The organism is Maribacter zhoushanensis, from assembly GCF_029350975.1.
Taxonomy (GTDB): Bacteria; Bacteroidota; Bacteroidia; order Flavobacteriales; family Flavobacteriaceae; genus Maribacter; species Maribacter zhoushanensis.
In genome coordinates this window covers 1,056,420-1,077,080 of the sequence record NZ_JARKMR010000001.1, presented here as the reverse complement: position 1 = coordinate 1,077,080, position 20,661 = coordinate 1,056,420, and the positions used below count along the sequence as shown (strand labels likewise).

The 20,661-nt window shown below is 34.4% G+C and carries 23 protein-coding genes and 1 other RNA gene; 14 read left to right on the top strand and 10 right to left on the bottom strand.

The features are described 5' to 3' along the window. Position 1: 1 nt before the first annotated feature. The 6 genes from PXD56_RS04575 to PXD56_RS04550 all read right to left on the bottom strand — a co-directional run bounded on the left by PXD56_RS04575 (position 2) and on the right by PXD56_RS04550 (position 5,756). A complete protein-coding gene (locus PXD56_RS04575; RefSeq protein ID WP_276492139.1) occupies positions 2 to 901 on the bottom strand; it encodes a DUF6503 family protein in 900 nt (299 codons plus the stop codon). Between the two features lie 34 nt (positions 902 to 935). Then, on the bottom strand, positions 936 to 1,724 hold the full coding sequence (locus PXD56_RS04570; protein WP_276492138.1) for an SDR family NAD(P)-dependent oxidoreductase: 789 nt from the start codon (positions 1,722 to 1,724) through the stop codon (positions 936 to 938). 283 nt (positions 1,725 to 2,007) lie between these two features. After that, entirely contained in the window at positions 2,008 to 3,810 is a 1,803-nt protein-coding gene (gene typA / locus PXD56_RS04565) for a translational GTPase TypA (RefSeq protein WP_036152395.1), read from the bottom strand. A 107-nt stretch (positions 3,811 to 3,917) separates the two neighbouring features. Continuing rightward, entirely contained in the window at positions 3,918 to 4,463 is a 546-nt protein-coding gene (locus PXD56_RS04560) for a hypothetical protein (RefSeq protein WP_276492137.1), read from the bottom strand. 52 nt (positions 4,464 to 4,515) lie between these two features. Further along, complete coding sequence (locus PXD56_RS04555; RefSeq protein WP_276492136.1) at positions 4,516 to 5,100, bottom strand: hypothetical protein; 585 nt, start codon at positions 5,098 to 5,100, stop codon at positions 4,516 to 4,518. A gap of 89 nt (positions 5,101 to 5,189) precedes the next feature. Further along, entirely contained in the window at positions 5,190 to 5,756 is a 567-nt protein-coding gene (locus tag PXD56_RS04550) for a hypothetical protein (protein WP_276492135.1), read from the bottom strand. 83 nt (positions 5,757 to 5,839) lie between these two features. On the opposite strand from PXD56_RS04550, the gene kdsA reads away from it, so the two are divergent. Further along, positions 5,840 to 6,658 carry a 3-deoxy-8-phosphooctulonate synthase gene (kdsA, locus tag PXD56_RS04545; RefSeq protein WP_276492134.1) on the top strand — a complete coding sequence of 273 codons (819 nt, stop codon included), beginning with the start codon at positions 5,840 to 5,842 and terminating at the stop codon, positions 6,656 to 6,658. Positions 6,659 to 6,689: 31 nt separating this feature from the next. Beyond that, positions 6,690 to 7,247, top strand: a complete 558-nt coding sequence (locus PXD56_RS04540; protein WP_276492133.1) for a hypothetical protein — start codon at positions 6,690 to 6,692, stop codon at positions 7,245 to 7,247. Between the two features lie 105 nt (positions 7,248 to 7,352). Here PXD56_RS04540 and PXD56_RS04535 read toward each other — a convergent pair whose 3' ends face one another. Beyond that, positions 7,353 to 7,733 carry a DUF1801 domain-containing protein gene (locus PXD56_RS04535; RefSeq protein WP_276492132.1) on the bottom strand — a complete coding sequence of 127 codons (381 nt, stop codon included), beginning with the start codon at positions 7,731 to 7,733 and terminating at the stop codon, positions 7,353 to 7,355. An 87-nt stretch (positions 7,734 to 7,820) separates the two neighbouring features. On the opposite strand from PXD56_RS04535, the gene PXD56_RS04530 reads away from it, so the two are divergent. From PXD56_RS04530 to PXD56_RS04505, 6 genes are all read left to right on the top strand, one after another. Beyond that, complete coding sequence (locus PXD56_RS04530) at positions 7,821 to 8,726, top strand: phospholipase A (RefSeq protein ID WP_276492131.1); 906 nt, start codon at positions 7,821 to 7,823, stop codon at positions 8,724 to 8,726. A gap of 237 nt (positions 8,727 to 8,963) precedes the next feature. Then, on the top strand, positions 8,964 to 9,599 hold the full coding sequence (locus PXD56_RS04525) for a hypothetical protein (protein WP_276492130.1): 636 nt from the start codon (positions 8,964 to 8,966) through the stop codon (positions 9,597 to 9,599). 21 nt (positions 9,600 to 9,620) lie between these two features. Further along, complete coding sequence (locus tag PXD56_RS04520; protein WP_276492129.1) at positions 9,621 to 9,911, top strand: winged helix-turn-helix domain-containing protein; 291 nt, start codon at positions 9,621 to 9,623, stop codon at positions 9,909 to 9,911. A gap of 55 nt (positions 9,912 to 9,966) precedes the next feature. Further along, positions 9,967 to 10,428 (top strand): hypothetical protein, encoded by a 462-nt coding sequence (locus PXD56_RS04515; protein ID WP_276492128.1) that lies wholly within the window; start codon positions 9,967 to 9,969, stop codon positions 10,426 to 10,428. 117 nt (positions 10,429 to 10,545) lie between these two features. Then, the gene (locus PXD56_RS04510) at positions 10,546 to 11,946 is read left to right on the top strand and encodes a DUF4153 domain-containing protein (protein ID WP_276492127.1); all 1,401 of its coding nucleotides are present in this window, start codon (positions 10,546 to 10,548) and stop codon (positions 11,944 to 11,946) included. A 305-nt stretch (positions 11,947 to 12,251) separates the two neighbouring features. Beyond that, positions 12,252 to 12,644: a ribosomal maturation YjgA family protein gene (locus PXD56_RS04505; protein ID WP_276492126.1), complete on the top strand. Its 393-nt coding sequence runs from the start codon at positions 12,252 to 12,254 to the stop codon at positions 12,642 to 12,644. A 14-nt stretch (positions 12,645 to 12,658) separates the two neighbouring features. Here PXD56_RS04505 and PXD56_RS04500 read toward each other — a convergent pair whose 3' ends face one another. After that, on the bottom strand, positions 12,659 to 13,864 hold the full coding sequence (locus PXD56_RS04500) for an NAD(P)-dependent oxidoreductase (protein WP_276492125.1): 1,206 nt from the start codon (positions 13,862 to 13,864) through the stop codon (positions 12,659 to 12,661). Between the two features lie 166 nt (positions 13,865 to 14,030). Between PXD56_RS04500 and ssrA the strand changes: the two genes are divergently transcribed. Then, positions 14,031 to 14,430, top strand: a transfer-messenger RNA (tmRNA) gene (gene ssrA / locus PXD56_RS04495). 289 nt (positions 14,431 to 14,719) lie between these two features. Here the strand turns inward: ssrA and PXD56_RS04490 are convergent. Further along, on the bottom strand, positions 14,720 to 15,124 hold the full coding sequence (locus PXD56_RS04490; protein WP_276492124.1) for a response regulator: 405 nt from the start codon (positions 15,122 to 15,124) through the stop codon (positions 14,720 to 14,722). Positions 15,125 to 15,483: 359 nt separating this feature from the next. Here PXD56_RS04490 and PXD56_RS04485 point away from each other — a divergent pair, with 359 nt between their 5' ends. The 5 genes from PXD56_RS04485 to PXD56_RS04465 all read left to right on the top strand — a co-directional run bounded on the left by PXD56_RS04485 (position 15,484) and on the right by PXD56_RS04465 (position 19,214). After that, positions 15,484 to 16,095 (top strand): SIMPL domain-containing protein, encoded by a 612-nt coding sequence (locus PXD56_RS04485; RefSeq protein ID WP_276492123.1) that lies wholly within the window; start codon positions 15,484 to 15,486, stop codon positions 16,093 to 16,095. A 188-nt stretch (positions 16,096 to 16,283) separates the two neighbouring features. Continuing rightward, a complete protein-coding gene (locus PXD56_RS04480) occupies positions 16,284 to 16,514 on the top strand; it encodes a hypothetical protein (protein ID WP_276492122.1) in 231 nt (76 codons plus the stop codon). Between the two features lie 387 nt (positions 16,515 to 16,901). Next, positions 16,902 to 17,072, top strand: coding sequence for a hypothetical protein (locus tag PXD56_RS04475; protein ID WP_276492121.1), 171 nt, complete (start codon positions 16,902 to 16,904; stop codon positions 17,070 to 17,072). A 284-nt stretch (positions 17,073 to 17,356) separates the two neighbouring features. After that, a complete protein-coding gene (locus PXD56_RS04470; RefSeq protein ID WP_276492120.1) occupies positions 17,357 to 17,560 on the top strand; it encodes a hypothetical protein in 204 nt (67 codons plus the stop codon). Positions 17,561 to 17,849: 289 nt separating this feature from the next. Next, a complete protein-coding gene (locus tag PXD56_RS04465) occupies positions 17,850 to 19,214 on the top strand; it encodes an exonuclease domain-containing protein (RefSeq protein ID WP_276492119.1) in 1,365 nt (454 codons plus the stop codon). 17 nt (positions 19,215 to 19,231) lie between these two features. Here the strand turns inward: PXD56_RS04465 and PXD56_RS04460 are convergent, their stop codons facing one another. Next, positions 19,232 to 20,641, bottom strand: a complete 1,410-nt coding sequence (locus PXD56_RS04460) for an MBL fold metallo-hydrolase (protein WP_276492118.1) — start codon at positions 20,639 to 20,641, stop codon at positions 19,232 to 19,234. Between the last annotated feature and the right edge of the window lie 20 nt (positions 20,642 to 20,661).

Below are 20,661 nucleotides of genomic sequence, written 5' to 3'. Positions count from 1 at the left end.
ATTACTCTAGAATTTTAGCGCCTTCCGGAGCATCAAAAAAGTCTTTTGGTAAATCTGATTCAAAAGATACATCTGTAAAATCAATTTTAGTAATGTAGTCGCCCGGTTGATTACCCTTAACCGTCCAATAAGTTTTAAATCCGCCAGGCATTGTAATACCGTCAACCGTTTGCTCACCAATAAATTCAGTGAATTTCTCTGGTGCATGGCCACCATCCTTAAAATACTGAGGGTAAGAAACAATGTATCTCATAACCGCTACTTTGTTCGTCTCTTTATTTATATATAAAATATAGTAATCATCTGGTGCATCACCTGTCTCGGCATCAAAAGTAACTTTGACAACATTATAATCTTCCTCTTTAAAAATAGTTGGCTCTAGTAGCTCTAGGTTTACCCCTTCTCCACTTAACACAAACGGATGCCCTACAAACCATAATGGTGTAAGCGCCCAAAATTTAGTATCATAGGCAAAAGCTGTACTATCTTTAGCCTTCATCCAAGCTTGTTCACCTGTCCAACCAAATTTTGCAGAACTATCTGTTGCACTTGTATGTACAGATCTGTTGCTCCATGTATCTACCGTTTGGTAACTATCTCTAGCAGTTTTACCATCTAAAGGTTGATAGTTGAAACGAAAAGTAACAGGACCGTTAGCGTACCAAGTATCCAATCCGCCATGAGCTTCCATAGCATTCCAAATAACTTTTCCTGCCTCTGTGCCATTAAGCTTTTCTTTTGCTTTCGCAACTCTAGAAGACACCCAAGAATCTGGGTAAGCTATTACGTTAGTTTCCGTCACCACCTCTTTAGCGGTTTCGTTTACTTTTTTAGATGTTTCTTTACAGGAAACAATAACTGCAAATACTGATAAAAATGATAGTTTGTAAAGTAATTTCATAGTGTTATGCCGTTTGTTTATTTACCAGTTAAGACTACACGGCTTTGTGATCTAAACTAGCTAGTTTTCGTTCCTCATAATGTTCAGCGACCTTCTTATCCAACTCTTCGGGTGACTCAAAATTCAAGGTATTTTCCTTGAGTCGTTCTTCACCTCCAAAAATAACTTGAATTTCTTTATTAAATAATCCTTCTAGCGAACGTTCAGCCACATACTCCGGTGCATCCATTTTTCTACCTTTAAATTTTTGCATCATTTCTGTATCCGTAGCGGTAGGGAAAGCACAGGTAACAGCAACATTAAAAGGTGCCAGTTCTCTTCTCATAGAATCTGAAAACTGTCGTATAGCGGCTTTGGTGCTCCCATAAACTGCGTAGAAAGGCATTCCGATCAACCCTAAGCCCGATGAAATATTCAAGATATAAGCATCCTCAGAAAATTTTAAAAGCGGAATACAGTATTTGGTCAATAACATAACTGCCGTAAGGTTTACCGCTACTTGATCATACAGGTCTTCATCTTGTATATCTTCTAAAGGACCAGCAGCGACAATACCTGCATTATTAATCAATATATCTAAATGACCCCATTTATCTTCAATACGTGCCGCAGCATCGCGTAAAACTTGAATATTGGCAATGTCACCGGCAATTCTTATAAAGTTTACATCAGCATATGCTAATGAAAGATCTTTGAGGTTTTGTTTATCGCGAGCAATTACCGCAATATTGGTAACACCCTTTTCAATTAAGTATTGAACCATACATTTTCCTATACCCCGAGTACCCCCGGTAATAAGTACATTTTTTCCTGTTAGTTGCATAATATTGTTAGTTTCAGTTGAGTTAAAATTCTACTTTAAATTAGCTAAAAATCTATGCGGAAACGAAGAAATATTGAAGATGAATACATTATTAAGAATGTAGGAAATTATGTCATAAATTTTTACGCAATTCTTAAAATCCAATAATTAATATGCACTTAAATTAATTGTCAAGAAAACACGAAATACCCAATTGTATGCAGTTTGAAATATAGAAAATAAAAAAGCCACCTAATTAGGTGGCTTTTTTTTGTAAAATAAGTAAGGCTAAAACCCTACCTACTTATGCTATTTTATTTCTCTTACGATCATTTTCTGTTAAGTAGATTTTACGTAAACGTAAAAACTTTGGTGTAACCTCAACATACTCATCTTTCTGAATGTATTCTAAAGCTTCTTCTAATGAGAATTTAATTGCAGGAACAATTTTAGCTTTATCATCAGCTCCAGAAGAACGAACGTTAGATAATTTTTTAGTCTTTGTAATGTTAACGGTCATATCATCTCCACGAGAGTTTTCACCAATTACCTGACCTTCATAAATATCCTCACCTGGATCAACGAAAAACTTACCACGATCTTGTAATTTATCAATAGAATAAGGAATTGCTTTACCAGTTTCCATAGAAACTAAAGATCCGTTTTGTCTTTGTGGAATATCACCTTTCATTGGTTGATACTCTAAGAAACGGTGCGCCATAATAGCCTCACCAGCGGTAGCGGTCAACAATTGGTTACGCAGACCTATAATACCTCTAGAAGGGATTATAAACTCACAGATCATACGCTCACCTTTAGCTTCCATACTGGTCATTTCACCTTTACGCATAGAAACCATCTCAACAGCTTTTCCAGAAACAGCTTCTGGTAAATCTATAGTCAATGCCTCTACCGGCTCACATTTAACACCATCAATTTCCTTAATGATTACTTGTGGCTGACCAATTTGTAATTCGTATCCTTCACGACGCATTGTTTCAATTAAAACTGAAAGGTGTAATACACCACGACCGAATACTAAAAATTTATCTGCACTATCAGTTTCGTTTACACGTAACGCCAAGTTCTTTTCTAATTCTTTTTGAAGTCTATCGTTGATATGACGAGAGGTTACAAATTTACCATCTTTACCAAAGAACGGACTATCGTTAATAGTAAACAACATACTCATTGTAGGTTCGTCAATTGCAATAGTCTTTAATGCTTCTGGGTTTTCAATATCAGCAACGGTATCACCAATTTCAAAACCTTCAACACCAACTAAAGCACAAATATCACCAGTTTCAACCTCTTCTACCTTCTTACGGCCAAGACCTTCAAAAACGTATAATTCTTTGATTTTTGATTTTACGATAGAACCATCGCGTTTTACCAAAGAAATTTGTTGATTTTCTTTTAAAGTTCCTCTTTGTAATCTACCGATAGCAATTCTACCTGTAAATGAAGAGAAATCTAAAGAGGTGATCAACATTTGAGTGTTTCCTTCTTTTGGTTCAAAAGTTGGAATATGCTCAATTACCATATCTAATAATGGCTCAATGTTTTCAGTTTCATTTTGCCAATCTGTACTCATCCAGTTGTTCTTAGCAGAACCATATACTGTAGGGAAATCTAACTGCCATTCTTCAGCACCAAGTTCAAACATAAGATCGAAAACTTTTTCATGTACTTCTTCTGGAGTACAGTTTTCTTTATCTACTTTGTTGATTACCAAACAAGGCTTTAAACCAAGGTCAATTGCTTTCTGAAGTACAAAACGTGTTTGTGGCATTGGTCCCTCAAAGGCATCTACCAACAACAAAACACCATCTGCCATATTCAATACACGCTCAACTTCACCACCAAAATCGGCGTGACCAGGAGTATCGATTATATTTATTTTAGTGTCCTTATATATAACGGAAACGTTCTTAGAAGTAATGGTAATACCACGTTCTCTTTCCAAGTCGTTATTATCCAAGATTAAATCACCTGTATTCTCGTTTTCACGAAACAAGCTACAGTGGTACATTATTTTGTCTACCAAGGTCGTTTTACCGTGGTCAACGTGCGCAATGATCGCAATATTCTTTGTAGTAGTGGACATAAAAGGTCTTATTTAAGCGTGCAAAGATACTTTAAATAATAATAGCCACACTTAAACTTATGTTATTTTTATCTTATTGATTTTGAGATAGTTCGCTTATTGGCACACTACTTTTTTCTACCACCTACAACCCAGCCAAGTCTAAGGTCTATTAAAATACCCGCATCTGTATAAAAATCATCAACAAAAATACCCGGACCAAAAGCCAAGCCCCAATAGAATCCTTTTTTGTAAGTACGCTGTATACCATATACCAAAGCAGCATTATAAAAGTAATCTGAGGCATATTCTAAATTACCGATAATAGGTGTTCCAAATTGAAGTTGATTTAAAAATGCGATATAATTACCGGTGTTATTAGCTATATTTTTTCCTTTTCTCAACCTTCTGTCAAAATTTATGTATTGCCTAAGGTCTGCCTCTAAACCTGGATAAAGTCCAAAATTAGTTGATCTATCTGACCCACCATTCAGTGCAAAACCAAAGAACGCTTCTGCATTCAAGGTAGTTTTAGCACCAATACCTAATTCATAGGACACCCCGGGAGCTAATGCATTAATTTTAAAGAGTCCGTCTTCAACTTGCCCAACAGATTGTGCATTCACATAAAAAGTAGACAAAACAACAATGGATAAAAAGATGATTTTTTTCATGATTTAGTTTGGTTTGATTTTATTTGGGATGTATATCAAATATCAGACCATATTACTCAAAAGTTGGTTTTGTAGATTTTCTTTTTGTGGCTACCCACCCAAAGGTAACATGAAGCAAAAAGCCATGACCACTATCTAAAGTTTTTGAATCAAAATAGCCATAACCCACTTCTGCATTTACATTAAAACCTTTTCTGTTGGTTCGCTGAATACCGTATACTCCACCATAGAATACAAAGGCATAATCACTATTTCCGTCAGAGATATTATCTGTAAACTGTACTGGCTCCCAGAAAATACTACGCGCAGGACCAATGTAGTTTGCAGAGTTACCTATTACATTCTTATTCACATCTAAACGCTCTTGAAAATTATGGTAATATCTAATTCTAGTATGCCAAGCAAAACCTAAGGCATACCCCTCTTGATACCTAGCAAATGCCGGTGTAAAACTGGTAGATGCACTTACGTTTTTAAAAAGACCTAACTCATATCTAATTCCCGGTCCTAATAAGTTAATTGTAAATTGGTGTCGCTCTAGATTAACGAGTCCGTTGCCTTTTTCAGAAAAATCCCTGATTTGGGAATGTGCCGTTGTAATAGATAAGAATAGAAGAATCAGTGTAATTTTTTTCATGTAGTTAGATTGATGTTGCAACTAAAACTACATGATTAAAAAAAAGTATCCACCTGATTTATAGAAATATTAAGAAAATACTTACGTGATTAACGACCTACGCACCATCGCTTCTCACTGATGATAAAGCCAATGCTTAAATTCGCTACCGGATAAATGCCGCCTTCAAATTGTCCGTCATAATATGCCGCACCTACATCTACAGAAAAGTTAAAACCCGAATCAAAACTACGTTGTATACCTGTTACCAAACCGGCATAACCAAAAGCGCCTTCTATGTTTTCATTGGCAATGGTTCTTGAACCTGGAAAGAAAACGGCAACCGCAGGAGCCACATAATTGGCAGAATTACCATAAATCTGTTTTCTTTTACGCTGACGTTTTTCAAAATTATAGTAATAGCGGTATTGAGCGGCAACGGCAGGAAATACTCCAAATTCGCTATACACATCTGGCAACAGAGGATCTAAAGCCACTTGTATACCCGCTTTAACATCAAGAGTCGTATTGGTACCCAAAGCCATTTCATATTCAAGCCCAGGGTTAAGTAGATTGATTTTCACTTGTCTTAACTCGCAATTTTTACCGAACTGAGCATATGCATTACCTGCAAAAACAAAAAACATTATTACTATAAAAAACTGTTTGATTTTCATTTCGATTTGGGATTTCGACAATCTTATCCTAATAGAACAGTAAGCTTCTTAAAATAGTATCTTTGTTTAAAAATATTCGACGAATGAACTTATCGCTTATACCTCAAATAAAACATACTGACAGTAATAACTTTTTTCTACTTTCTGGACCATGCGCCATTGAGGGTGAAGACATGGCTATGCGTATTGCAGAGCATATAATTACTATTACTGACGAGCTTAAAATACCTTATGTATTCAAAGGCAGTTTTAAAAAAGCAAATCGTAGTCGGTTAGATTCATTTACGGGTATTGGAGATGAAAAGGCTTTGAAAATTCTACGTAAAGTTTCTGAAACGTTTAAAGTGCCAACAGTAACAGATATACATACAGAGCAAGATGCCGCAGTGGCTGCAGAATATGTAGATGTTTTGCAGATACCAGCATTTCTTGCCCGCCAAACAGATTTAGTAGTTGCCGCTGCAAAAACAGGTAAAACGGTGAACATCAAGAAGGGGCAGTTTATGAGTCCTGAGAGTATGAAGCATGCCGTAAACAAAGTTACCGAAACCGGAAACCAGCAAGCCATAATTACAGATCGTGGAACCATGTTCGGGTACCAAGATATGATTGTAGATTTTAGGGGCGTACCTACTATGAAAGAGTTTGCTCCCGTGGTGCTAGATGTAACACATTCATTACAACAGCCTAACCAATCTTCTGGTGTTACCGGCGGAAGACCGGCACTAATTGGGACCATGGCACGCGCAGGTGTTGCTGCAGGTGTGGACGGACTCTTCATTGAAACACATTTTGATTGCGCCAATGCTAAGAGTGATGGTGCCAATATGTTAGACTTAGGATTGATGAAAAAGCTATTGACAGATTTAGTGGCGTTGAGAGCTGTTGTTAATGAGTTTTAAGTTTTGTTTTATTATGAGTGTGTTTTAGTATATGAGCAAACTATTTGATGAAATCAAGAATCTTGAATTTATAATTGGACCTAACTTTAGCTTTAAGCTAAGTGAGGAATATAAACTCATTTCTTCTTTTCTTGAAGCAGACAAAAAAGAACTCTTAAAAGAAGATTTCTACAAATTTACTAAGAAAGGAAAATTTCTAATTCTTAATACCTTTAGCGGAGGAATTTTGTTTTTAAAAGTCCCAGAACCGATAAAGAAAATAGAAATTGATTCACGAACTGAATCTAACGATTTCAAGGCTTCTGTTATATACCAATCTGATTCCAGAAATACTGAAAATATCAAGTATAAAAAAGATGCAAGTAATATTGAATCAATAGTATGGAACGCCTTGGCAATATTTCCAAATTATAATCACTACAACAAGACAATTCAAAAAGCATTACTAATATTAATTGGTAAAATCGTAAAGGGTATTTGTGAATATGGACGAATTAATTTTACTTATTTGAAAATCGAAAATGAATTTGAAATCAAATTATTGATTGATGGTAAAATTGAGTCAAATTTAATGGTCGAATTAAATTAAAAAACAAGATGAATTAATTAAAACTGGCATCAATTATTCTACTACTATTTTCTTTTTAATACTTTAGTAACAAACAGAAAATTCAGGGATTACAAACATTTGCAATCAAAGTAAGTCCTTCTGCTTATAAAATCCATTTTTACGAACAGCATAAGCATCTTGTAAAACATCTACTAGAATATCATTATCGATATCTTCTAGTGTAGCGTATCGCAATGAACGTACTACTTTTCTGTTTTCAGAAATAAGTACGTTTAAATGTTTTGTAAGGTGGGCAGAGTTCCAAAAAGCGATATCCACAAACTTCTTTTTGTGCGATGCGTTCAGATAGCAAATGGGCGATTTACCAATATAAAAACAAGGAATATTCCATTTAAATTTCAGCTCAACCTCTGGCAATGTGGTCTCGATCATCATTTGCAAATGCATTAAAATGCCCCTGTACGGTTCCGGTTGGTTAAAAATATAGTCCTCTGCTGGTTTCATAATCAATTTAATTGCGTTAATTAAGATACGAATACATTTACTAATATGTATTTAAATATATAATTTTGACACATTTATAACTTATCAATGTTTAAAAAGACAACTACTGTTTTAATAATCACATTAATACTATGTTACTGCCATTCGTCTTTCTCTCAAGACGATCATGATCATAATTGGTATTTTAACAATAGTAAAAGTTTAAGCGAATTATGGGAGCTAGATGATGAGCATCAAAGAGGAACGTTCATTCTAACTTCATATAAACCCATATACATAACTGCCGCAAAATTTTCTACCAATCCCAATGAATTTCCGCAAGCAGAAAATTCAGATAAGGTTTTAGACGAACCTAGCAGCCTTAATGCGGTAGAGTCAAAATTTCAGATTAGCCTTAAAACCAAAATCTTTCATGGCATGTTTGACGGACGTATGGATTTATGGATGGGCTATTCACAGACGGCATACTGGCAGATATATAATTCTGAACGTTCAAGACCTTTTCGTGAATTAAATTATAAGCCAGAAATCATAGCAAACTTTCCCGTTAAGTTTCCAATATTGGGCTTTGAAACAAAAATGGTAGGTGCGGCTATTATTCATGAATCTAACGGCCAGTCTGATCCTATTTCTAGAAGTTGGAACCGTATTGCTTTTCATGCCGCATTTGAAAAAGGAAACTGGCAGGTAACACTAAAACCGTGGATACGCATTGGAAGTAAGATCGATGACAATGAAAATATATCTGATTTTATTGGTCGTGGCGAAGCTGACATAAGTTATGACTGGGGCAGACAACGTTTTAGAGCCATTGTTAGACATTCTTTAAATCTAGGAGATAAAAGTCGCGGTAGCATACAGCTGAACTGGTCTTTTCCTATTTTCGAAAATTTTAACGGTCATTTTCAATTGTTTGATGGTTATGGTGAAACCCTAATTGATTATAACCATAGGCAAACCACTTTCGGCTTAGGAGTTTCATTAATCAATTAAAGCACACTTAAACACTTTTTTTCATAAAATTGGTCAGTTTCTAAGGTCATAGACTCATTAATTACTCCGAAAAAAATAATTATTTCTATTGAATTTTAAGACCGATATCTATAGCTAGAATGGTACTTTCATGGCTAAACCATATTTCTAATCAAGGAGACTTACTGCACTTTTATGACTATACTTTGTTATAATTTCAAATATTTAATTTAACTTTGTATTTCAAAGTACTTTAATATGGAGACGAATAAGTATCTAAACGACATTACTGAAATTAAGAATATAATGAATCGTTCTTCACGGTTTATTTCCCTAAGCGGACTCTCAGGTGTACTTGCCGGGATCTATGCTTTGATCGGAGCTGGTTTTGCTTATGTAAAACTAAAAGATACCTCAGCTGCCAATTACGAAAACTTTTCTGGTAGGTCTTCATCTCTATCAGGTTCCAGTGTTGTTAGTGATTTAACTTTAATTGCCATTGCAGTGCTGGTTGCTGCGGTAATAACAGGATTCATCATGACCCTAAAGAAGTCTAAAAAAAGCGGCGAGAAAATTTGGGACAGTACCAGTAAACGACTAGTATTCAACTTTGCCATACCATTGATAGTTGGCGGAATTTTTTGCTTAGTACTTATGCAACAAGGCGCAGCAGGTCTAGTTGCTCCTGCAACCTTAATTTTTTACGGTTTGGCTTGTGTAAACGCAAGCAAGTACACCATGGGCGATGTTCGCTATATGGGTTTAGCATTTATAGGAATAGGATTAGTTAGTACTCAATTTATAGGATATGGATTGTATTTTTGGGCTTTAGGATTTGGCGTTTGCCATATTCTCTACGGTTCTTTAATGTATTACAAGTACGATAGAAATTAATATTAGCCTAGCTACAGCTGTATGAGTTTAATTGATAACATAAACAAAGCTTTTGACCACCGAATACGTTTGGGCATTATGTCCATTCTAATGGTCAACGATTATGCCGACTTTAAGATGCTGAAAGAACTGCTTGGCGCAACAGATGGTAATTTAGCCAGCCACACCAAAGCCCTTGAAAAAGAAGAATATATAAAAGTAGAAAAGTCATTTATTGGCAGAAAGCCCAACACGCGTTATTCAGCAACTAAACTTGGCAAGGCACAGTTCAAAAAACACATTAATGCTTTAGAAAAGCTAATAGGCAAATAATATATTTTTTTATTCTTTTACTTTGAAATTCAAAGTACTTTTAAAATTATAAAACATGAGAGCAGCCATTTTAGAAAAATTATATGATTGGAGCGTAGCACCCTATCAGTATTTCAAGAATAATGAAGCTTGGCAGTTTAATGCCAATGACTTAAAGCGCTACCCAAGTAACTCTCTTGGTTATCACATGGGTCAATTCCTTACCGAGAATAGCTTTCAATTACAAGAGAAGCTTGAAAGCCATGATGTTTTTCATGTACTCACAGATACTGGTATTTCCGTACCAGATGAAATAAGCATGCAATTCTATTTATTAGGTAATGGAAAAAGAAGTATTTACCTGTTTACGGTAATCTGTATTGGCACTATTCTATATCCTGATTATTGGCAGTATTTCAAATCTAAATACAAATGCGGAAGATCTGCCCTACCCTTTCATCAATTAAATTTTCAAAAACTACTGCATCAGCCTATAGAACGAATTAAATCCACATTTTTAATTTCAAAAAACATATGAATTATTACATCTCTAAAATCAAAAAAATATACTCAACCATACAACTAATTACAGGGTTTTATATCCTTCTAACCTTAGTGAAAATTAAATCATTATTAATCAATTAAACTTCATATTATGAATGTTCACATAAAATCTATCTTATCCGCATTAGCCTTTAGCCTACTATTCTACAGTAAAAGCTTTGGACTAAATTTATTCTTAATATCTATTTTAGTAGTCGTATTAATCTCTACACTGAAAGGTACACGTTCCGTTTCTTGGGTCTACGCCTTAACCTATGTTTTAACCTCCGTTTTTATATTTATCAACCCAACAGGGTTTACCGTATTTGTCCATTTTATGGCATTAATGGTTTATGTAGGTAAATCAATTTCAGGCAAGACATCTTTGTACCTTACTTGGCTATTAGGGTTTATTAACCTCTTTATCGCTTCTGTTGCCAATTTTATTCAAAAGCAAAACGCTGTTGAAGAAAACACAACAAAAAAAGAAACTTCGCCCAAATTATTAAACCGTTTAAAAGGTGGATTCTTCGCAGTGGTATTGCTTATTTTATTTACTGCGTTGTATAAAAATGCCAATCCCGTTTTTGGGAACCTTATCGATCAAATCAGCTTTGATTTTATAAGTATCCCTTGGGTGTTCTTTACATGTATTGGCTACGTCTTATTTCTAAATATTTTACGTCCGTTAGATGCACAAGAACTTGTAGCTACAGACCTTTCGCAAAAAAACCAATTAGAAACTCCTACCGAAATAGAAATCATAGGGCAAAAAAAACAGCTAGAAAATGAACATACCTTAGGGTCAATCATTTTAATAGCCCTAAATTTTCTTCTGGTCTTCTTTTTAGTGACAGACGGAATCTACATTTTTCAAAAAACCGATATTTCTAATGCGGAATATTCGGCATCTGTACACCAAGGTGTTTATGCCCTTATGTTTTCTATCGTCTTGGCTATTATACTAATTCTCTACTTTTTTAGAGGCAACCTTAATTTCTACAAGAATAACCAGCAAATAAAAACATTAACCTATATCTGGATATCGTTGAACATTATACTTATAGTATTTACTTCATTCAAAAATTTCACATATGTTGAAGCTCTAGGTCTTACTTACAAACGTATCGGTGTATTCGTATATCTTCTTCTTACGCTAACAGGTTTAATAACCGCATATATAAAAGTGACAGAGATAAAAAGTTTTATCTATTTGGTACGCACCAACATTGCAACAGTATTTACATTTTTAATAATCAGTGCAGCCATACCTTGGGATAGAGCGATTACCCATTATAATTTAAACACTCTTGAAAAACCAGATATGCATTACCTCATAGATTTAGGTGATACCAATAGCATTCAATTGTACCAGTATGCGAAAGAGAAGAATGTAAACTACGACCTTAAAATCAGTATTCAAGATAAATACAAAGCATACAAAACCCTACAATCGGAAAAAACATGGCAAGAATATACCTTAGTTCAGTTGGTTCAAAATGATTTAAAATGATAGCATTATTTAAACATAAATGGAACCGTAGAATTGTGAGAGTAGTCACTATATATTTTCTGCTCTCTACATTTCTAATGTGTATAACCTTAATGCCAGAAACTGAAATTGTCGCCTTTGTCGGTCTTATACTATTTCTGTGTTATATCCTCATTACTTGCATTGCCTTAGTCATATTATTGGTAAATGTATTCAAGTATTCAAAAGATTTACATGAGCATACCATGGCTTTTACCTTACTAATTCTGAATTTCCCAATGAGTTTGCTATTCCTATATTTTAGAACCGCTTAAATATTAATACAAATGAAACTTAAATTCCGCCGCATCTATTTTATTTACTTTCTAGTACTGCTAGTAATAGAAATTTTAATTGCCATATTCTTAAAATCAGGATTTATTAGACACACTTTCGGAGACTATCTAGTGGTTATTTTGATGTTTTTCTTTTTTAAATCCTTCGTAAAGGCAAATGATATAGCCATCGGTATTGTTACCTTACTTATAGCATATGTGATAGAGTTTTTACAGCTAACGAACATGCTTAGTTACTTTGGACTACAGCATTCTAAATGGGCGAATCTAATCTTCGGAAATTATTTTAGCATTCAAGATTTATTGGCATACACCTTAGGTATACTTACCGTTACCTGTCTAGAAATTAAAAACCGTTTTCTATTAAAAAACCCTATAAACTAAAATAAAATCAATCTTTATTCTTTACCATCTACATAATCCTTTAAGTATGCATAACGCTCAGTCAGTTTCCCGTTTTGTGTCATCCGTGCTCGCTCAAGAACTCCGTCTTTATCTTCATTGAAGAAAGCAGGAATCACATTTTTTATGAAAGCCTCACCAAAACCTTCGCTTGCATCTCTAGGCAACTCGCACGGTAAATTATCTACTGCCATGACCGCAATGGCATCAGCATTGGTAAATTCTGTTTCAGACTCCGTTACTGGTTCATATCCATAAATGGGGTCTGCAATAGTTGATGGTTTTATAGTAGAAGCTACCGGCCCGTCAATATCACAGCTTATATCGGCAACAACTCTAATCTTAAAATCTTTGTCCTTGGCATCTTCCCTGGTAAATAGATAAGGAGCGCCTTGCCCGTAGAAATGACCTGCAATGTAGAAATCGGTCACCTTGGCAAACCTAAAAAAGTTTGACTTATATTCTTCTGGATGAGCAAAGAAGTTAGCCTTATTACCACGAACACCATCAATACGCTTATTATATTCGCCCGCATCTATTTGACAATACACCGGCTCATTAAAAGTTTCTTCTAAATATTCCGTAACGTTCACCCTGCGCATACCCATACCATCTAGCATTTCTCTAGATCCATTACCTACTCTACCCCTACCGGTAAGCAACACCTTTATATTGGGTAGTTCAAGTTTTTTGAGCTCGTTAATTAAAGCTTGCTGATCTGGTAAATCATTTGCTTTTGGCAACTGAAAAGTATTGTATTTAAGCCCGTATGCACGAAATCCGTTATAGGCACCAACAATACCAGCATATCTACCAAAGGCAACAACACGCTGTTCTTGTTTATTGGTAATAACCTCATGATCGTACATTTCTATATTCTTCTCTAAAATAGCGCGAAGCAAGTCTCTGTTATAAGGTTGCTTTTTAATGGTATGAGAAAAGAAAAAGTACTTTTTATTCGGAATCAACGCATCTATTGGCACTTCCTTAACGCCCAGTAATACCTCGCAATCGTTCATTTCATCTGCAACCGTAATGCCAAGATCTTGATAATCTGAGTCTGCATAAGCCCTAATGGGAGAAGGCTCTACAATAATTTGCGCCTTAGAATGTGTATTCAAGACTTTTTGACATGCTTTAGGCGATAGAACAACACGCTTGTCTGGTGGATTCTTACGTTCTCTGATGATTCCGAACTTCATATGGGTTTGGTATAAATATTGCACTAAATTATACAATTAGTAACACTTGGCTTAGTGTCCAAATAAAAATTATAGTGGTTGCTAAAGTTTTGTTAGCTTTGCTGCCCGTTAATTATTAGCTTTTTATGTAAAGCTATAATTTAACACTAAAGTTCATTTACATATTGGGGCCGACCGGTTTTGACAGCGAGACCAGTTGGAATGTAAGCATGTCGAGCGCTGGGAAACAGCTCGTTAATCTCATTTTTCACACTTTTAATTGGCGAAAATAATTACGCTCTTGCCGCTTAATCTGAATTATAGTAAGATTAGCCTCGTCCCTACAAGGTAGGGAAGCGAGATGTTCCTGAATAGCCCTTGTTGATGGCGATTCTTATAGGAGCACCAGAAAAGTCAACATAAGGGTGTCCGCTCACTTTGGCGACACCACCAAAATCTTAAGAAGATAAGTGTGTATTGGGCGGTTTCTGGTCAGGTACACATCGAAAATTAATCAGATTCTAAGCATGTAGAAAGCATTTTAATTGCTTGTTTGGACGAGGGTTCGAATCCCTCCGGCTCCACAATTAAGCGTAATTAGTTTACGAATAGAACATAAAAAGTCCGACAAGTTTACTTGTTCGGACTTTCTTGTTTTAAAACGCCTGTCCTTTTATTCAGACAGTCAGTTATATTTACATAGTGGACGCTTTTGGGAAGACCATAGCGTATTCCACCTGCTCCATAAATACAGAACTATCATAGGGTAGATTTTTTCTTTATATCCAAGAAAAAATATTGCAACCATACACTTGAACTTTGCTTTAAAGTGATAACAGCTCCAAATTATTTACAAAAAGAACCAAGCTTTCGTTTTTAAACAGCCTGCTTACTCATCACTATAATTTCATTTAAGTTTTTAGTGATTAAAGGTTTTGAAATAAAGTCACGAACTAACGGGTAACTCTTTCCTTTATCAATTTCAGCTTGATCAAAGTGAGAACTAACAATAAAAACCTGTGGTTTATTCACAAAGGTTAATTTATGAAATTTATCTAAAAACTCCCATCCGTTCATAATGGGCATATTTAAATCTAACAGGATTATGTCTGGCATTCGTTGTCCGTTTTTCAGGAAAGAGCTTAAATTGGTCAAAGCCTCAAAACCATCTTCAAACACCATAATATTAGCACTCACTAAATTATTGTGATTCAAAAGTATTTTAGTGCCATAAACACAAATGGGATCATCGTCAATAATACAAACAGTGTCAACTTTCATATCAATTCTTTTTTGGGAAAACTTTTCTAATAAATCAATGTTAAATAATTTTAACAAGATAAAACTTACAAAAAATATTATACAATACCTAATCGGTTAATTATAAATTACGATAGTCAAAGCTTGAAAAGAAGCTTCAAGAAATGACGTTTTTAAAAGAAATTTGGCTTTTTACATTGAAAAATAAAATAACTATCACCAGTTCTAATAAAAAAGCAAAATTACCGTCAATAAATCACAATACCACAAAAGCTAAATTAGATATCCAAATGAACTTTAAATATAAACTAATGACCATAATCATGCTCATAAAAGGTAATAACATAATAAATTTGACAAACCTTAAACAACATTTACAGATGAAGAAAATCACCCTAATTTCACTTTTTATCCTTTTTGCATTTACCTCTTTACAAGCTCAAACCGATAAGAAAGAAAAAACAGTAACCGTAACCGGTAGTGCCCTATTACAGAAGACAATTACAAACTATCGAATAAAAGCTACGTTAAGCATGGATCAGGTTTATTATGCCGATACTAGGATTGAAAATTTAGCGCAGTTGAAAAAACAATATTTTGATGAGTTAAAACAAATAGATATTGACACCTCTAAATTTGAAGAAAAGGAATTAGAATACTTCTCGTTAGGTTATCAACGTGATGGTACTATTTTGTATTATACAACAGACTCTAAAGAAGTTGCCATGAAATTAATGCAGGCAAATTTATTAGGGGTTCAATTACAGTTCCAAGTAAAGCAACATGTGTCAAAAGAAAAAATAAAATCTGCCTTAGATATAGCTCTAAAAGATGCAAAAGAAAATGCCGATACTTTATGTAATGCTATTGATACAAGCGTAGGTGAAATCATATCAATAAGCAGTAATCAATATAACAACGAAGATTGGGTCAGTTACTACACTGATTACCAAGAACAATATACCGTTAGTATTGTATATAAAATGAATTAAAGAATACAATGTAGATTATATAAAAGAGCTGTTATACTTTAACAGCTCTTTTATATTGAAGTTACAAGACTAAAAACTTAAACTGCAAAATGTAAATAACTTTGTTATTAACCTGCTCATATCTATTTTGTTAAATAACACAGTTGATCCACTTTTTTATCTATTTTTGGAGTCTACCAAAACCACCAATGACCGAAAATATAAGACAAATGTTCAGTAAAATGAACGACGAAACTCGCGAGGAAGCTTTACAACTGTTAAAGTCAGAGTTTAATTTGGAGAGCACCAAGTTTGTTAAGAAGAACTGGATTATAGGTGGTCGTATTCCTGAAAAAAATCAAGAAAAAATTGTACTTATTTTTCAAAATTTATTGAGAATTCAGGTTTTTAAAATAAATGACATAAAAGTCTCTTTGTAAACTGCGGTTCCCTATTTTATCTTCCAGTATGGGTGAAACAAAAAACCGACACATTATGAAGATGTATCGGTTGTTCAACTAACTCAAACTTATTCTAAACTCGCTGCAAAGATGCATTCATTTATTAAATTCAACTTTACCTTAACATCAAGGTAAGTTTAAATTCTTTGTTATTTTTAAAATCTGTTTTTGAAACAACTAGTCCTTACACTTTCTCTAATAAATATCTTTACAAGTAATACCAATATAATATACCCAATACTGGGTATTGTTTATATATAACTCTACTCCTATTTTTAACTAACATATAATATGGTTAGTAAAGTGAATTGTTTGTTGTAAAAAAATCTGTCCTTCCCACAAGAGGGCAGATTTAAACTAATACATATGCAAAAAGAAGTATTGCAAATTTTAGAAAAGATTGGAGAGAAAAAAATTGAGTTGCTGAAGACAAGCTATGAACTAACAGAATCTGAACTTTTACTAATTATTAAGCTCCATTATAGAGGCAGACATTTAAAAAACAAAAAAATCAATAACATATTAGATATTTTTTAGACCAAGCCCTTCATAGTAATTGTTGATCGAAATCGGGGGAACTAGAGAAACAATGAAAATGAAGGGCTTGGTTTTTTATTTTTTGTTAAAAAATCAATATTTCCTACATAATATATAAGTCAATACACTAATAAGTTACCCTCATTTTGTTATTAACAAAGGGTGTTAATAACATTTATGTGCATTTCATCGAATAAAATCAACTTTTCATCGTTAATGAATAAAGTTTAAATATTTTCGGAATGCGCTAATAAAATAGCGTGATAATTTTTACCACCAACTACATGAAATTTTACCCTACCAAAGCCTTTTTCGTCCCTGTAGCAGCCATTGTATTTCTTTTAAGTTTATCCTCTTGTGGGAAAGACTATGACCTTGTTTCAGAGTACGTAGTAAGAGATAACGTTGAAAAAATAACTAACAATGATTCTGAAAACACTAATTTTGGAATGACCGTTAGCAACGCTAGTAGCACTCAAAGTAAATAAAGTACACTTTCTATTTTTATATAAAAGTTTATGTCCGGTTTCAGTAAACCGGTGAATTTAACTTTACTTACTCTAATAAGATATATTACCATATATCAATCAGCGGCATATCGTAATTCTCTTTCTTTAATTACAATATTAAAATAGAAACTCACTTTTCATCTTCTAATTTTATTGGCCTAAATAGCTAACAAGGCATCCTTTATTATTCAAATATCAAACCCAAATACAATACAATCATATTGTAGCATTTTCTAGTAACTTTGCAGTACTAAAAATTCTTCACTATTTGTATACGATAATTGACATAGAAACTACCGGAAACGGTATAAAAGGTAATCGCATAACCGAAATTTCAATATTTAAATATGACGGTCATGAGGTTGTAGATGAGTTTACATCTCTGGTAAATCCTGAATGTGAGATACCCGTTTTTATTACCGGACTTACCGGCATTGATAATGACATGGTAAGGAATGCTCCATTACTAGAAGAAATAATTCCACAGATAGTAGAGATTACCAAAGACACTATTTTTGTAGCCCATAGCGTCAATTTTGACTACAATGTCATAAAAAACGAGTTTAAACTATTAGGTCATGATTTTTCAAGAAAGAAATTATGTACGGTTCGTTTGTCAAGAAAATTATTACCTGGCTACAACTCATACAGCTTAGGTAAATTAACCGCAGCATTAGGCATTCCTTTAACTGATAGGCACCGAGCAAGAGGTGATGCACACGCCACAGTTCTTTTATTCCATAAATTACTTAGGGCAGAAAATGCCGATACTGTTTTTAAACAATTCTTGAATTCAAAATCTCAAGAAGCAACCTTACCTCCAGGATTACCAAAAGAAGAATACCTTAAACTCCCTACCACCGCAGGGGTCTATTATTTTAAAGATCAAAAGGGTAAGATTATATATGTAGGCAAAGCTAAGAACATTAAAAAAAGAGTGTTGAGCCATTTCTATGATAAAAAAACAAAAGAGATAACTTTATGTGCCGAAACTGCATCTTTAGATTTTAATGAAACCGGAAACGAGCTTATTGCTTTACTAAAGGAATCTGCAGAAATTAAACACCACTACCCTAAATACAACAGTGCTCAAAAAAGATCCATTCAGAAATATGGTGTTTTCACCTATGAAGATCGCAATGGCATAATTCATTTGGCATTCAATAAAATTAAGATGACTCCTAATCCGGTTGCTATTTGTTACAGTCCTACAGAAGCCAGACAGTATTTAGAAACCCTTTGCAGCACTTTTGAGCTTTGCCCAAAATATTGCCATCTTCAGGAAAATGTAGCTGTGTGTTCTCATTACAAAATTAAACAGTGCATTGGTATTTGCTCTGACCTAGAAATGGTAGAAAAATACAACCAACGTGTTCAAGAAGCTTTGCAAAGTATTAAAGATGTTGCTTCAACCTTGGTCATAAAAACCAATGGCAGAACTTTAGATGAAAACGGATTTGTTGTCATCAGAGAAAACAATTATGCCGGTTACGGGTTCGCCCCTACCGATGTTGCCATAAAGCAAATTGAAGATCTTGAGATGTTCATTACACCACAAAAAAATACGCTGGAAACCCAGCGTATTGTTGAAAGTTATGTAAGAAATAATCCTACTGCCGTATTTGCGTTATAAGCTAAGTACTACATTACCTATAAGGTAGTTGGACAAACATAGTCTGTCTTCTCTAAATCTTCATTTTTAAGTGCTCCGTACCCACCTTTTACATCAATAAGATTGTGGATTCCGCGACTCTTTAAAATAGACGATGCTATAACAGAACGATATCCGCCAGCACAATGCACTAAAAATTCTCCTTTCTCAGGAAATTCAGATAAATGCTTGTTCAATTCACTCAACGGTGTATGTACAGCACCTACTAAGTGCTCACTTTTATATTCTCCATCTTTACGAACATCAAAAATACCAACATTACCTTTATCAATAAGGGTTTTGGCTTCTGATGCTGTTATAGATGTTATTTGGTCAATTTCTTTACCAGCAGTTTTCCAAGCTTCAATTCCGCCTTTTAAATATCCTATGGCAGAATCAAAACCAACACGCGATAATCTAGTAATTGCTTCTTCTTCCTTTCCTTCAGGTATAACCAATAATAAAGGCTGTTTGGTATCGGCAATTAAATCGCCCACCCACGGAGCAAAATCACCATTAAGTCCTATAAAAATAGATCTCGGTATATGACCTTTTACAAATTCATCTTGATGTCTTACATCTAATACCAAAGCTTCCGTATCGTTCGCTGCTTTTTCAAACTCATCGGGCGACAATTCAACATTACCACGATCAAGTACATCTCCAATATCTTCATACCCTTCCTTATTCATCTTTACATTCAAAGGAAAATATTTAGGCGGTGGCAACAGACCATCGGTTACTTCTTTCACAAATTCTTCTTTGGTCATATCTGCCCTAAGAGCATAATTCATGTTTTTCTGATTACCCAAAGTATCAACCGTTTCCTTCATCATATTCTTTCCACATGCAGAACCTGCACCATGAGCAGGGTACACAATAACATCATCTGCCAACGGCATTATTTTAGTACGTAAACTATCAAACAATGTACCTGCCAATTGCTCTTGCGTCATGTCTGCAGATTTCTGTGCTAAATCTGGTCTACCTACATCACCTAAAAACAACGTATCTCCAGAAAAGATAGCATGGTCTTTACCATTTTCATCTCTCAACAAATAGGTAGTACTTTCCATGGTATGCCCTGGTGTATGTAACACCTTAAAAGTAATCTTACCCAATTTAAATTCTTGTCCGTCTTCGGCAATGATAGCATCAAAAGAAGGGTTTGCTGTAGGGCCATAAATTATTGGTGCACCAGTTTCTTTCGATAAGGTTACGTGCCCACTTACAAAATCTGCATGAAAATGGGTTTCAAATATATACTTGATTTTTGCATTGTCGTTCTCAGCCCTTTTAATATAAGGACTCACCTCTCTTAATGGGTCAATTATTGCTACCTCACCATCACTCTCAATATAATATGCTCCTTGAGCCAAACAACCTGTATATATCTGTTCTATATTCATTCTATACTTTTTTATTTTCA